Source organism: Pseudoalteromonas sp. SCQQ13 (genome assembly GCF_015864415.1).
Taxonomy (GTDB): Bacteria; Pseudomonadota; Gammaproteobacteria; order Enterobacterales; family Alteromonadaceae; genus Pseudoalteromonas; species Pseudoalteromonas nigrifaciens.
In genome coordinates this window covers 1-15,263 of the sequence record NZ_JADYXG010000014.1, presented here as the reverse complement: position 1 = coordinate 15,263, position 15,263 = coordinate 1, and the positions used below count along the sequence as shown (strand labels likewise).

The following is a 15,263-nucleotide window of genomic DNA, read 5'->3' as shown; positions in this document are numbered from 1 at the left end:
TTTCCCCAGAATTATATAAAGTGAAATTTAAAGTTTAGAATCTAAGTTAATTACTAACTTTCTATAATAATCAAGAGCCTGTTCACCGTTAACTCCTTGCTCTTTCGCTTTTTCAAACCATCTTGTACGACCTTCTTCAAAAGAAACATCAATCGCTTTAATTAAGCTTTCACTGGCAACTTGATAATCATCGCCTAATGATTCAATAAGCTTTGCCCGTGCATCAATATCGTTTTCATGCCATAAACGCCCCATTTTTACTGATAACTTTTCCCCCGATATTTCCATAATCGCAGTACGATCTTTTAAACTAATTCTCTCCCATTTCTGCTTATTCATAATAATAAAAGCGCTGTTTGTATAAATACCACCTGGTATTTGAGTGACTTTGTTTACATATTTATTTACTTTAAATCCGTAGAGTAATTCATCAGACAGCATAGTTCCGTCAATAATCCCTCTAGATAAAAACTCTCGAAGTTCTGACAGAGAGCCAGATATTGGAACAGCTCCTAACGACTGCAAAGCATTACCTAACACACTTGTTTGAACACGCATTTTTTTACCATAAAAATCATCCGGTGTTGAGATGTCCTCTGTGCGCATATGTATATTACCGCCTGAAGTAACATGCATTGCTAGAGTGATAACGCCATCCTGCATACCAGTAGGCTCAAAAAACTTTTTATATGTACGCCAATATGCTTTTGAACTGATCCCCGCGTCGTAAGTTAAAAAAGGAAACTCCACCATTTCAGTTAATAAGAAAGCTCCAGGTGTATAGCCATGTGGACCCCATGCTATATCTGCAATTCCACTTAATACTGCTTGGTAGTTTTTTGTGGGTGGTGCAAGAGGTTTAGCTGATGGGCGAACTTTCACACGCCCCTCTGTTACTTTTTCTATTTCTTCAAAGTATTTATATAATCCATCTTTTTGTGACCAGTGTTGGGATGGAAACCACTGGTTATACCTAAGCGTTACATCCGCAGCTAAACAAGCCCCTGAACCCAAAGTAAGCGCAGCCCCTAATATTAGTTTTTTAAATATATTCATTATTTTTCCTCTGTCACTTTTATTTTTCAACAAAATAAAGATACAGATATGCATGTAATAATTCAACATAAATTAACAACCATTAACAACTAATACACCCACGGGCAACCTGAGCACCACTCAAACAAGCAATGTATTGATTTCAAACAAGTTTAAATAATTAATCTAAAAAACACATTAACGATGAAGCACCAATAAAAACCACCAACAAGATACAGGGGTGAATTTTAAAGTACTTATAAGTGATGTTTACAAAATTAAATACGTACAGATGATTAAAACCTAATAATGAAAAGAGCTGAACGACTGGCTTTTAAATAGTATTAGCCGAATGTGAACTCTCCTGTAACATAACCTTGCTCTGAACACTGGGTTTTTTAAGTTATTTTCGATAAAATATATATTCTAGAAATGTGTTTCATTACATTCTTAGTTTAGGGTATTAGGGCTTATTCATCACAATTTTATATTAAGGCAAGCATATTCAATGTTCGAAAAAGGGAATAAAATACTTCAGGATCAACCATTCAGTAGATTATTAGGGACTGAATTAACTGAGTTAAGTCTTGGTAAAGCAGAATTATCTTTAAGAATAAGCAATAAATTAACACAAAACTATGGGTTCGTTCATGGCGGTGTGCTGAGTTATTTAGCTGATAATTGCATAACATTTGCAGCGGCTACTGTATTTGATAAATGTATAACGTCTGAGTATAAAATTAGTTACGTTCGCCCTGCTATAGGCAAGTTACTCATTGCTCGCTCCACTGTTCTATCCTCAGGAAGAAAACAAGCAACATGTGAGTGCAAGGTATATTCTGTCAATGAGGAGGGTGAAAAGTTAGTCGCTGCTGCATTGGGTACCATTAGTAATATGAACTACCCGTAGCTTATATCCCAACTCTGATCGGGTTAATGGTTAAGGGAAAACAGCTAATTCACGCAGCTTTAGCGTCTAAATAAGAGATTTTGTCAGCTAGTATCGCTTTGTATTCAACCTGACATGCTTGATGCTCATTTTACCGTTAAGGCGCTTGTTACGTACCACTTCTCTGCTCCCCTATCATCTTACGAGCGATTAACTTAAGCCAACTATTTTAGTATTAGTCAAAAAGGAATTAGAGAGCTTGCATGTGCAAGCTCTCTATTAATTACTCATTTAAACTAAATTGATAGCGATGTTCAGCAATAGCATCTTGATTACCAACGGCATAGGTTGCAACATCAACGCCCCCTTGTGGACTAATATTAAATACACGATACATAGGGTTATGGCGTGTTTCATCAGGAATTTTTGTACGCTCTAACGCTGGAATATGTAAGTAGTGTACTTTTCCAATTTTTTTAGAGTGATCAACTCTGTCCATGTCCATATGTAAATCACCAGAGATCACCGCTTTTAGGTTAGCCTGTGCAATAACGTTAGCAAATTTTTCATGGCTAATACCTTTATCTGGATTCTCAGGGTAAACTCCCTGTTGTGCACCATGAACAACAAGTAAAACCGGTTTTGGGCTGAGTTGCTTTAATTGTTTAAGGATCCAGTTAACCCCTGTACTATTAAAATCACGACCGTGATCTGGTGATGCAAGAACAATAGCAAAGTCATCAAACTCTAGAGTATACTTATCAGACTTGATCGTTACTTTACCTTTATTCCATAAATTGGCGAAGTGCAAAAAACGTGTCACAGCATCCTCTGCACCATGTTCTTCATTCCCCATAATGGGGTAAAAAGGCAATGTCAGACGTTGTAATTCTGGCGTTACATTATTATATTGCAACATAGTGCCTTTATGGGGAATGTCTCCTACACCTAATATAAAGTCGATTTTTTTTTCGCTGGCTAGACGATTTACATCATCGATAGCACGAGCTAAGTTAGGGAACTCTGCGACAGGTTTTGGTTCTGCATCACCTAAAACTGCAAATCGGATGCTAGAGCCTGCCATGTGTTTATCTTCTGCCCAGGTTGAGTAACTTAATAGTGTAATAGCGATTAGAAATACAGTTTTTAATGTGTATATTAGTTGTGTCATGTTTTGTTTACCTCATTAATACCCATATGGGTATTATTTTATAATTGATATATAAGCTTATTTTTAATTAACGTGGTCACTTTGATCAATAAGTGCTTGAACTTTACGCCAATCTACTACTTTAAAGTTTTGAGGTTGTTGCGGTAGTTGATTACGGCCATCTTGTACTATTAGTACACCTTGTGGGTAACCAGGCAGGGCTGCGGCGCTAACGGTGAGTCCATCAGTTTCAGATACTCCATCAATACCATTTGTTAAATCCATATCAATACGAAAGTTCGTAAGTATTGGGTAGTCATCCCATAAACCATATACAACAAAACTATTGTTGCCTTGACTAGATACCACTAAGTAGCTGGCGTTTTGACCATGATAAACTTCCATTCCTTCTACATCATCTTTTAAAGTATCACCAACATCAGCGATACGACTTGCTTGTGCTGATAGGTTAGGTTCAGCATCTATTTGCCAAATTCCAGCATCCTCTTCTCCCATATAAAGCTTGCCTGTTCTATCATCTGCGCTACATCCTTCAGGTTGGCTAGGAAGCGCAAACTCTCTAACTTTCTTAGCAACTATATTAGGTTTAGTTGCACTGATACGGTACTGTTGATAACGCCCATCTTTATCATTTACAAACACATAGCTACCTGAGTCAGATTGATACATACATAAGCCATAAATATCACCTAGGTCTGTGGCTATATCACCAACGTGATGCACACTTCTTTGTTCATCTAGCTCAAAAACACTAATACTACTTTTGGTTCTATTACTTGCAGTAATAATGGTATTTAATGGGCTGTTGATACTTAAGTGTTGGCGTACATCAACGTTGTTAACTCTCCCGATTTCAAGACTTTGTAATAATGCACCATCGAGTCCATATACCATCAATCCGACTCGCTTATCAGTGCCTAAAATTAAACTATTTGCAGGGGTTTGCTGATCAACCCAGATTGCAGGATCATCAGCTGCATCTCCAAAACGCAACACAGGATCGGTCTGAACGTCCGCACTAATAGTGGCAAGTGTAGTCGTCTTTAAAAGCTTTTGAGGGACAATGTTTTTTAAATCATCCACTTGCCAATAACTGTCTTGAACGGCATCAAAAACCACTGCCTGAAAGCGCTTGTTATGCAAAGTAACATTCACGGTTTCTGGCTCTGTTAATCCATCAAGAGTGATTGATTGATATAAGCCTGTTATAGGCTGAATGACATGCAATTGTTGATTTTCTGGAGTAGTGATCCACACAGACCCCTCTGCTGTAACAGAAATATCAGAGATATCACCTTGCAACTGACCAAATGGATTTGCTGCAACAATAAGTGTCCGCATAGGATCTGACTCAGGATTAGCATCATACTGCCAAACACCGATATTCCCTTCGACCAAATAAAGTTGCTCACGGCTATCATCAACCGCACAACCTTGTACTTCAGGAACACCAACAAAGCTACGTATTGGCTGAATATCAATGTGCTGTTGCTTGGCATTGTAAATTATAAATTGATGTACTTCGCCCACAGCATCCACAGCAAATAATGAAATATCACCTAATGGTTGACGAAATAGACAGAGACTTTCAAGTTGGCTGTGCTCAAAAGGGAGACTGCTTTGCAGGGTAAAAGTATTATCTTGCTTAAGGCTCAAAAGCTTAATGGTATTGTGTTCATTATCAATAGTAGCTATTAAAGTACTTTGCTCCTCATTGAGTAGCACGTTTTCTCGCATCGTTAACGTTTCAAAATTACCATTAAAGCGACTAAGTGGCTGCGCTTGTTGATCAAGCAATAGCAAGCCCTTGCTTTCACTAGTGAGTAGCCATTTGGGTTCTTCGCCACTTAACATAACACCTTGTTTACCACTAAATGCAGGCTCCGAAAAAAGTGGATTGATGTTGACTGTTGCTGTCGTTGTCTTTTGTGCATGACATCCCATAATAGGTAACAGTGAACACAGTAAAGTGGTGACTAGGGAGTATTTCATTTATTATCCTTGTGAAACTCTTTATTTATGCCGCTTATCAAGTACTGCTGGCAGTTTGTAATAGTTATCTTATTTAATTAGCAAGTTTGCTCATTATTGAGTGATTGCTTTAAACTTGGGTGTTACATTTTCCAAGTAAAACCAAGTTCAAAAGTACGGCCATACTCTTCGTATTGCGCATTGCGATTACGCTCAGAAAAATAGTTGTAAAAAGGCTGGTCTGTGATATTGATAGCGTTAAAATATAAATTCATTTTTTGATTAATATAATATTTACTCGAGAAATCTAATTGTTGGTGACTATCTTCCATACGCAATAACTCACCATCGATTTCTTCTAGATTTTCGCTTTTATGAGTCATTGTTAAACGTAAGTTCCATTTTTCGTCCTCATAACCTACAGTCAGGTTACCAACTCGATCTGCTTGATTGGGTAACGATGTTTCAAACCGTTTACCATCAAGTAAAGTAACAGCTTCGGAATCTGAAAAAGTCGCATTGGCAGCGAGCAATAAACCATTTTCAAACGTTTTCACCCAAGCCAGCTCTATTCCTTGTAGGGTCGCCTTATCACCATTGATGGGCTGTATAACTTCATCAAACCCTTGCCATTGTGGTTGATTTGCAACATCAGCGTAAATCACGAAATTGCTGATGTTTTTATAAAAATAGCCTGCTGAGAGTACACCAATGCCGCCAGGGTAATACTCGATGGTGAAATCAATGTTGTCAGACTCAAAAGGTTTTAGTTCTGGATTCCCCACACTGGCTTCGCGTTCAGTTGTCAAAACGCCATCACTATCTTTAACGGTATTTGATTCGATAATTTGAAACGCTGCTGATTCTTCAAACTTTGGTCGAGAGAGGGTCTGTGTGTAGGCGAAACGCGAAATTAAGTTTTCAGTAACGTTATAGCGCACATTTAGGCTTGGCAGTAAATAATCATAATCTCGATCTACTTGCCATGGATTAACGTCTAACTGATTAATATCGCTGTATTCGTCTTCTATTAGTTCAACTTTATGGCCCGATGTACTAAATTGAGTTTTCTCATAGCGGAAACCTGCCACAATTCTAAGCTGCTCTATGTCAATTGTACCCATGATATAAGCGGCCAAAATATCTTCTTTATTAATAAATGACTCACCTCTAGACTCAATATCAGAGTCTAATTGAGCTACTTCTAAATTTGCACGATTACTATTGAAAAAGCTACGTAATGCATGCTTGTTTAAGCCCTCACCAAATTCTCCTAATCCCCAATCTGGTGAGCCGCCAACAAACATATCCGAGTCAATATTGTCAAAGTCGCCATCAAAGAAAGTTACTTGAGTTGCTTGTTGCTTTTCACGGCTGCGGTACTTGCTACCAAATTTAATTTGGCTTGGGTAATTTAAAAATGTTAAGTCTTTTGCTAAATCAAATCGAAAGCTATATTCCTTATCGTTACTTTGATTGTTAGCAAATTCAATTTCGTCTAGTTTATAGTTGGCAAGTTCAGATACTCCCACCTGCTGCTCGACGTGAGGGATTTTCCCTAGTAAATCAGAGTTAAGTGTAAATCCGTCAGTTTTAAATACATAATTTAACGCCTCAGGCTCGTCTTCTGACGCTTTTGAATATCCAACTTGATAGGTGAGTAACCACTGATTTATTTGATGTTCTGCACCGCCGGTAAGCGAGAAAATTTGCTGCTCTTCAAAACGATCTTTAGAGCTACGTTCAACTTCTGAATCATCGCCAGCGAAGGTAAATGCATTAGCTTGCCTAAACTCAGTATCTGAAAATTGGCTATAAAGTGTGCGTAGGTAGTACTGATTATTAAAATCAGGACGATAATCAAGGTTGAGGGCTGCGCCTAAACGTTCACGATTAATTTTGTAGTGCCGTTGCTCTACTTCATCATCGCCATTACTTTCTATGTTATCTGAGCCAAAGTCACGGTCAGACCAAGATACAGCAGCGGCAACACCAAACACATCATCTACATTACCAAATTTATAACGATTACTATAACTTGCAGACACTTTCGGGCTGGTATCACTTCTGAGTTGGTTATGGCTAGCTTGCAGTGTCACACTAGCCGATTCTCCAGCACGGTCAAAGGCGCTTAAGCTTCTAATTTCTACACTGCCGCCAATAGCGTCTGCGTCCATATCTGAAGTGACTGATTTAGATACTTCTAAGCCTTCAACTAGCTCCGAAGGAAACACATCCAGTGCCACCGATCGGACACCGGCTTCAGGTGAAGGAATATTAATTCCATTCACCGTAACATTATTAAGATTAGGATCTAGACCGCGAATGCCAACAAAGCGACCTTCACCTTGATCACGCTCAATCGACAAACCTGGAAGGCGTTGTAGCGCTTCAGCAACATTTTGATCTGGAAATTGACCAATTGCATCGGATGATACGATGGATTTGATACTATCGGCACTGCGCTGCATATTAAGCGCACCAGCCTGACCCGCTCGTTGGCCATACACCACGATGTCTTCGATAGTATTGCCACTTTCAGATAACGTAAACTGGTCTTTAAGGGTTTTGTTTTCTTCGATATAAATTGTTTTTACAATGGGGGCTGCCCCCAAGTAAGAAATTTCTATGGTGTAATGACCTGGCTCTATATTATTAAAGCGAAAAGTACCATCACGCCGAGTTTGCGTAGTCAGGTTCAATTCTTTAATTTTAACTTGAGCACCTTCAAAGTAGACCTGTTTGTTACTGTCGCTTAGCGTACCTACAAAATTCCCTGGCTCTGCGTAAGCGCTTGCACTAAGCATCGCAGCTAAACAGGCCGAAGAGATGATAGATAATTTAAATTTCATGAACGCATTCCTTGGTTATAAATAAATCAGACCGCAGCACACTAGAAAAATATGATGACAGTTTTATGAACGCCACAATAAAGCCGTCGCAAGAAACCACATAAAGAAGACTAATTTACATTTTTGGTCACGCTTATGAGCTATTTTGACCCCACTAACTATTAACCATTTCTTTGTTTTTCGATGTTTGTATTAAAAATATGAGTATAAACGTCATCCTTTTGTCATCTTGCTGAGCTAATTTGACCCTCAAAGAAAACTGTATTTGAAGTTATCCTCACAGTCAGAAGAATTTATTGAGGAATGATATGAATTTTACTTTGTTAAAATTACACCCACGGATGATTGTGTTGACGCTCAGTATTATTGTGCTTGCGTTACTGTTATGTAACATGATGGGTACGACCAAACTCTGGCAAGAAATTGATTGGTGGGATGTACTAGGCGAAGGTGGCATCGTATTACTGACAATATTGTGGCAATTTTTTTTATTGCTTAGCCGCCCTCCTGGGCGAGTTACCACATTATTGACTGTAGGACTTTGCTGTTTTATGTTTTCTGGTTTATTGGATTTTTTGGATGAATTTTTTCGTTATCCTCAAGAGGCTTGGTTGCCTTTAATAGAGAATATTCCCGCTCCATTTGGCATGATCTTGATTAGTAGAGGCTTGTACTTATGGTATCAAGAAATGCTAGTGCTTAATGCTCAATTACGTCGCAGAGAAGCGAATGTGCGTGAGCATCAAAACGTTGACTCTGTTACTTGGTTATATCGTGCTGATTATATGCACGAGCAATTGCGTTTACAACTTGAGCAAGGCGGTCGCTATTGCGTTGCTGTAGTTGATATTGATCAGTTTGATACCTTTAATCGTCGTTTTGGACACCCCGAAGGAGACCGGTTACTAAGAGAGATTGCTGAGTTAATCTTAATGAATGCACGCCTTACTGATTTAGTTTGTCGTTATGCGGGAGATCGTTTTATTTTACTGATGCCGCAATTAGCTTTGCCGCAGGCATCTTTGCAAGTACAACAAATAGCGAGTGCAGTGAAGCACCTTGCCTTTAAGTCAGGGGATATGGCGGTGTTTCATACACTAACAACCGCAGTGATTGAAGCGACAAAAGGTGAGTCATGTCAAGCCTTGCTAAAGCGCTTAAATACACAGTTTGCACAGCAAAAAAGTGACAAAGCAGGAGTTGCATGGTGCGACCGTATGTCACGCTGAACGATAAATTTATACCCGTGCAAGGATTGGTGGCGTGCTTACTAGAGCTTGCCCAGCAGAGACAGTTAAATCAGCATAAATTATTGCGTGGGACAGGCATTTTTGATGAGGATTTGCTACGCCCAGATTTTTACCTGAGCCTATCGCAACTATTAAGACTACTAAAACAGTTTAACAACTTGATGCCAGGACAAGATGCTGCCTTTCAACTTGGTCATCGGCTATTTCCCGCTTCTAGCGCTGAAGCTAGTGCTCTTTTACATAGTCGAAACTTAACTCAAGCCCTGCGCTTGTTGCGTTGTTTTAGATTGCAGTTAGCGCCGCTATTATTTGCTCATCATTATAAGTATAACGATTATAGCTATTTGCAACTCAATGATGCGGTTGGTTTGGATGAACAGCAATATCAATTTGTAGTTGAGCTATACTGTTGCTTATTAGTTTCGGCCAGTCGATACATGCTGGGGGAACGTATTCCTTTTCATTTTGAATTTCCATTTCAACGCCCACGCCATATCTATGAGTATGAGGAGCATCTAGGCCTTAAACTTACCTTTGGTCGCCCTTCTCTGATAGTTAAATTTGCACAAAAATGGCTAACCTCTCCTTTGTTACGATCAAGCCAATTACACCGAAAGCTGGCTATGCAGCAAGTTAATAGAGACATGTTAAAACAAACTTTCATTGAGATGATAAGCAATTATCTACATCACCATCGGCAAGCTAACTTACAACAAGTCAGTGAGCACTTAAATATGAGTACCGCAACACTTAAACGGCGTTTAAAAGAGCACAATTTACGCTTTTCACAATTGCAAGATAGGATAAATATGCAACTGGCCTTTCATTTCCTTACCGTACAAGGGTTAAGTAACGAAGTCGTGGCAGAAAAGCTCGCTTTTCATGATGCACCAAACTTTCGTAGAGCCTGTAAACGCTGGACAGGGTTAACACCCACAGAGCTTAAAGCACTGGCGCTTAGCAAATAAGCGTCATTCCAGTCCTTTGAGGTCGAAGACACTTGGAGCAAACAATGAAACGGTTTAATAGGATTGATTTTGTTGCCCACTATATTTCCGCAATAGTCCCCCTTATCACAAATATTTACAGCGAAAAGTAGCTAAGACTAGATAAAGCACTTACCAAAAATAAATATTTATCTAAAGTAAATTAAATGCTAACTTAATACGGTAATTTTATTTTCCCAAGGTTGGGACACTGTCAAAAGGAATGACTATGATTTTACTCAAGTACTACACTTCTATTTATTACTCGCTTAGAACACTTACCATACATAGCAAAGACTTACTTTTAATTGATCAAGACCAATAACTTAAAGGCATTTCAATATGAAGCTTGTTATTTACCTAAGTGTATTAAGTAACATCTACTTAATCAAAGAAATAGCATTAAGTACGGGTGATAGATTCAAATCTGAATTCGCGTATGTTTTTATAGTTAACCTAATCAATGGAGAGCGCAAATAACTCCTGTTAAAGCAGTAGGTATCCTTGCCTAAATATGATGAATTTTAGTTAACCGTGCAAAAAATGAGTAATTATTTTTATTAGATTAAAAGATAAACAAATACGTTACTTCAAAACTATATACTTAAATTAAAAGGTTAAAAGGGAAATGAAACAATTATTTAAAGGCATATTCTTAGTTTTGGCTATGTCTGTAGTGACTCTCGTCACTGGTTTATACGCCCTTAAAAATAGTAAAAGATAGTGTTCTTTTATCTAATTAACAATGTTTTCCAGCTTTGATAACGTATAAGTCGACATACGCATTTCGTGTCCCAAAGATCGTATGCGATTTAGGATATTACTCATTACCTTGCTATATTATTTTACTCAGGGTTTTACGAGTTAGCTATGAACGCTAAAGGTAATTGTTGTCAATCATAGTGAGCTACTAATGAATAAGGTACAGTATATAAGTACAAAGCATGACTTTCTCAATGTCGTCACGCTTGGTAAATTAAATACTCACTCAAACCCTATGCCTGAAATAGCCATCGTTAAAGAAGGTTTAACAACAGCCGGCTTATGTACTTTTTCTACCTTAATGCAATGGGAACTGAGTACTTTAGCAAAAGTGTTGGGCACAACTAAGCGTACTTTGTTACGTAATAAAGATAAGCCTTTAAATAAACAGATCAGTGAGAATTCGATTGAAGTGGCACGATTGTCAAACTTTGGGATTGCATATTTCAGCAGTATCGATAATTGGAATACATGGTTAGACACACCCAATGTTCAATTTGATAATCAACCTGCACGAGCCATAATGAACAGTATCCGTGGCCGTGAATTAATACGCAGAGTTATTAGCGGGCTACAGCATGGATTTACAGCGTAATAGTCGTTTATCGGATAGGCGCTAAGCAATATAACAACCCGAGGGTGTAACTAATTTTGTGTAACTGCCTATCATAATTTACTCTATCAAGAGTTTAAGGATTAGGCGATGAACATGAATAAAGAAGAACTCGAAGCGTTTGCTAAAGAAGCGGCTAAAAGTATAAAAACACCTGACGATGTAAATCAACTTAGCAAAATGTTAAAAAATAACTGTTGAAGCGGTGCTTAATGCAGAAATAGATGAACATTTAGGCTATCAAAAACACAGTAAATCTACGTACACCAATAGCCGAAATAGTAATTTAACTCGTAGCTAAGGAGTTAAATTACCATCATCTAATTGAGCCAATTGCTCATTTAATCGCTCAAGGTGAGTTTCGTCACTATCGGCAAATTCTTTGTACTTGCTTACTAATTTGTTGAGTTTAGCATTTGGCACCTGAAAGAAATCGATATTTCTCTGAATGTCATCTGAGATCTTTTTTAAGCTAATCTCAAGCATTTTCTTATCATTCCCTCTAGGAAAAATATTAAATACTGGCTTAGAGTCGATAAGCTTTATGTAATAGCGCATACTACGGCCACCAGAGACTGAGGGGTCAATGATACCCTTACCAACCATGTCTTTAAGGTCACGAGTAGCGGTTGCTGGGGAGCAGCCTGTCATATTCTGGTATCGCTCTGAGTTGATACCGTTTTTGATTAAACCACTCTCACCGAACTCAAAAAACTTATTCACTACTTTATGCTGACGCTTATTCAAATCAGTATTTTTGTGATGATCCCAGAAGATAGATTTTTTCAGAATGAAATCTATCTTGTTTTTAGAGTCTACCTGAGCCTGTTTCGTTATTTCAACAAACCACTTAACCCATTCACTCAAATCAACCGATGGATTTATACGAGAGCTTTCTGCAAGTTTTTTATAGTATTCATCACGATTTTCATTGATGGGTGTTGAGATACTAAATAATGGCGGTATATCAAAATCCTGAAACAAAGCATGCTCAGAAATAGCACGAGCTATACGTCCATTTCCGTCATTAAAAGGATGTATTGATGTAAACCACATGTGTGCTACTGCAGAACGCACAGGCCCGGGAATATAAAGGACATCTTCATCAGCATTTAATGGGGACGTTGTATTGTACCACTCAACAAAAGCAGCCATTTCAGCCTCAACTATTTCACCCGGAGGTCCCTCGAAAACGACTTCTTCATAATCACCGTGACCAGAAACTATATCAACAGAACCATCACGATATTCACCTACCTTTATATCTCGTTTTCCACAATACTCTTCTTGCCCGGTAAGTAATAATTTATGCCAGTCACAAATCATTTCTTTGGATAAGTTATTGGCAAAGTTGCTCCGTACATCAATCAATAAGGATGCGATACCATTTTCTTTATGAAATACACCTTTAGGTTGTGATAAGTCTAAATCAAGATAACGTGCAACAGAGGATCGAACTTCTTCACGGTTTAGATTTTCACCCTCAATTTTGCTCGTGTTGATAGCTTCTTCAACCATAAGATAAATATAAGCCTCAGACTTATTATTTTGCTCGAGCTGAGACACTTGACCTTGAAGGTTAGAAGAAATTTGGATGTATTCATTGATGGCCTTGCTCAGTCTGTCAGACTGATATGTAAAATTTGGCCAATCAGGATGTTGCCAGTTGTATTTTAAATACATAGTTTTACATCTCTTTTATTCTAATCATATTATTAATTATTTTGATGATATTAAAACCATCATTCTCACCAATGCTATATTACCATCAACTTACACCTACTTTTGATTAGAATAAAGCATCTATTCTCATCATCTTGTATTTTCAATATATTTTTATATGGGATCTCAAGTAACTGCTCTTTAATCTTTAATCATAGAGATTGCAATTTTCTGAAGCAATCGATAAGTAACCAATAAGAAGCCCATTCACCTAGTGCATCAGCAACTGCGCACTCTTACGACTTTGATCACCAATTTTTACAGCTAACAGAGCTGCCCCTTTTTGAAGTTTAATTACCTGTCTAGAAGTCGTATAAGAGATCACACTTATGCTAACAGTGAAAGCTAGCTGAACTTTTAGTTAGCTATTTAGCTAAAACATATAATCAATAAAAAAAACAAAATAGACTATTTGAATTAAAATGATTTTTAAAAGTCAAATTTTAGAGAATGCTAAATAGAGTGGTCTATTTTTGGAACTCATCAAAAAATCTATTAAAAAAATAACATGCTTATATATGCAGCTGTAAACTTGACGTGTTCCCCTGATTTGAAACGCCTCCTAGCCGCTCGCTCTCAAATACCGCTTTTAACAAGGCAAGCAAGGCTTTCATTTAGCGAGCGTGAAGAATCGTCATGTTTTCGAATAAAGCTCAAGAGCTCGCTGGTTTTGCCCGCATGCTTTTTTCGGTTGCGGCTAGCGGGCAGCGTTTAATGCCATATAGAACCTATAAACTCCCTATATTATAGGGAAAGCTATACTTAGCTTATAAGTGTTCAATCATAGCCCCTGCTGAAATTCTGGTTTTGCATAATCCCTGAAAGTTTCATAGCGGCCATTGCTATAAAAATTGTAAACGCGGTCATTAAAGTAAAGAACGTCGAAAAATGTTTTTGATGAGCCAAAGAATGTATGCGGCGTATTATGAAGCGTTCTCGTTATTTTTCTGCCCAGCTCAGTCCTAGAAAAACGTAAATCACCAAAAATTGTGGGCAGCCCATCTTCCCCCTCTATAAATTTAACGTCTGTATTGTTAAATGAGTTATCAGAAGCCATAACAAATTGAAAACCGTTTATATTCTCTGTCATCCACTTAACTTTAAAACCAGTGGCTAAAGAATCATACTTTGATAGATCTTCATTTTCTACAAAAGGAGAGATTGAAACGTAAATACCTATTTCTTTTGGAATATACCTTTCTGGGTTTGTTGGCGCTTTATAATCCAAGTTTTTCAGCTGGTAGGTTGAGCGAGCTTGGTCACATCCCTCTACACACGCCGCTGAATAGTTTATTTTTCGTGCTATAGTTTGAATTTTATCATTCACCATTTGACGTGCAATCAGCATGGCTTGTTCGGGAGTGTCTATTTTTACGCCATCCATTTCAGCCGGTAAAAATATACCTGAAGTAACATCGTGACTACCATCATCTGAAAATGCTGAAAATGTTAACGCCGCAACGCCCACAGCTAAACCCAGAGCTTGCCCTTGACCTGAGCCTACTGTCCCAGTGAAAAGATCAGTTGTCATTTGAACGCCGGTACTTAAGTCTGATGCCGTCTCAAACCCTGACTTACCAACTTTAAAACTAAACGGCACACTTTCAATCTCCATAAAAAGGTCATGTCGAGCTTGGCTGTCGAGCATAAATTTACCGATAATTGCTGCTTTTATAATTTCTTCTTTATCTTTAACAGGCTCTTTTTCTGGCATAGTCCAGTTGTTACGCGAAACATCCTTGTATATTGGATCTTCTAACGCTTTGCAGGCAATTAGGTTTGCGATGAACAAGATGATTGTCATCAGTTTTAAGTAGTTAATCATGTTTCAACCTTTCATTTTATCGAAATTTTCCGAGAAAACCCATTGATCGACGCGAAGCGGTGTCGATGGGATGAATCGGAATAGTTAGCCCTGCTCTTGAATGTATTTTTGAATTGTATCAGCAGCCGCATTTCCAACAGAGCAAACAAAATATCCGTCAGACCAAAATGTTTTTTTAACCCAGAAT

11 protein-coding genes and 1 pseudogene are annotated in these 15,263 nt (G+C 38.1%); 5 read left to right on the top strand and 7 right to left on the bottom strand.

Annotation, left to right across the window (positions count from 1 at the left end; genetic code table 11):
* Window positions 1-27: 27 nt before the first annotated feature.
* Entirely contained in the window at window positions 28-1,056 is a 1,029-nt protein-coding gene (locus I6F41_RS12120; RefSeq protein WP_197108546.1) for a TRAP transporter substrate-binding protein, read from the bottom strand.
* Window positions 1,057-1,543: 487 nt separating this feature from the next.
* On the opposite strand from I6F41_RS12120, the gene I6F41_RS12115 reads away from it, so the two are divergent.
* Complete coding sequence (locus I6F41_RS12115) at window positions 1,544-1,945, top strand: PaaI family thioesterase (RefSeq protein WP_197108545.1); 402 nt, start codon at window positions 1,544-1,546, stop codon at window positions 1,943-1,945.
* Window positions 1,946-2,207: 262 nt separating this feature from the next.
* Here I6F41_RS12115 and I6F41_RS12110 read toward each other — a convergent pair whose 3' ends face one another.
* From I6F41_RS12110 to I6F41_RS12100, 3 genes are all read right to left on the bottom strand, one after another.
* A complete protein-coding gene (locus I6F41_RS12110; protein WP_231613532.1) occupies window positions 2,208-3,095 on the bottom strand; it encodes a metallophosphoesterase family protein in 888 nt (295 codons plus the stop codon).
* Between the two features lie 63 nt (window positions 3,096-3,158).
* Window positions 3,159-5,087, bottom strand: coding sequence for a phytase (locus tag I6F41_RS12105; RefSeq protein WP_197108544.1), 1,929 nt, complete (start codon window positions 5,085-5,087; stop codon window positions 3,159-3,161).
* Between the two features lie 122 nt (window positions 5,088-5,209).
* The gene (locus I6F41_RS12100; protein WP_197108543.1) at window positions 5,210-7,918 is read right to left on the bottom strand and encodes a TonB-dependent receptor; all 2,709 of its coding nucleotides are present in this window, start codon (window positions 7,916-7,918) and stop codon (window positions 5,210-5,212) included.
* A 308-nt stretch (window positions 7,919-8,226) separates the two neighbouring features.
* Here I6F41_RS12100 and I6F41_RS12095 point away from each other — a divergent pair, with 308 nt between their 5' ends.
* The 4 genes and pseudogenes from I6F41_RS12095 to I6F41_RS18205 form a co-directional block, all read left to right on the top strand.
* Window positions 8,227-9,147 carry a GGDEF domain-containing protein gene (locus I6F41_RS12095; protein ID WP_197108542.1) on the top strand — a complete coding sequence of 307 codons (921 nt, stop codon included), beginning with the start codon at window positions 8,227-8,229 and terminating at the stop codon, window positions 9,145-9,147.
* A complete protein-coding gene (locus I6F41_RS12090; protein ID WP_197108540.1) occupies window positions 9,123-10,136 on the top strand; it encodes a helix-turn-helix domain-containing protein in 1,014 nt (337 codons plus the stop codon). Before I6F41_RS12095 ends, I6F41_RS12090 begins: the two co-directional genes overlap by 25 nt.
* Before the next feature lie 931 nt (window positions 10,137-11,067).
* Window positions 11,068-11,511, top strand: coding sequence for an antitoxin Xre/MbcA/ParS toxin-binding domain-containing protein (locus I6F41_RS12085; protein WP_197108538.1), 444 nt, complete (start codon window positions 11,068-11,070; stop codon window positions 11,509-11,511).
* Window positions 11,512-11,625: 114 nt separating this feature from the next.
* Window positions 11,626-11,824, top strand: a pseudogene (locus I6F41_RS18205) (transposase); the annotation flags it as partial.
* A 2-nt stretch (window positions 11,825-11,826) separates the two neighbouring features.
* Here the strand turns inward: I6F41_RS18205 and I6F41_RS12075 are convergent.
* The 3 genes from I6F41_RS12075 to I6F41_RS12065 all read right to left on the bottom strand — a co-directional run.
* Window positions 11,827-13,212, bottom strand: a complete 1,386-nt coding sequence (locus tag I6F41_RS12075) for a Fic family protein (RefSeq protein ID WP_197108537.1) — start codon at window positions 13,210-13,212, stop codon at window positions 11,827-11,829.
* A gap of 820 nt (window positions 13,213-14,032) precedes the next feature.
* Window positions 14,033-15,076 (bottom strand): hypothetical protein, encoded by a 1,044-nt coding sequence (locus I6F41_RS12070; protein WP_197108536.1) that lies wholly within the window; start codon window positions 15,074-15,076, stop codon window positions 14,033-14,035.
* Between the two features lie 84 nt (window positions 15,077-15,160).
* On the bottom strand, window positions 15,161-15,263 hold a 103-nt coding region (locus I6F41_RS12065), incomplete at its 5' end, for a transposase (RefSeq protein WP_197108535.1).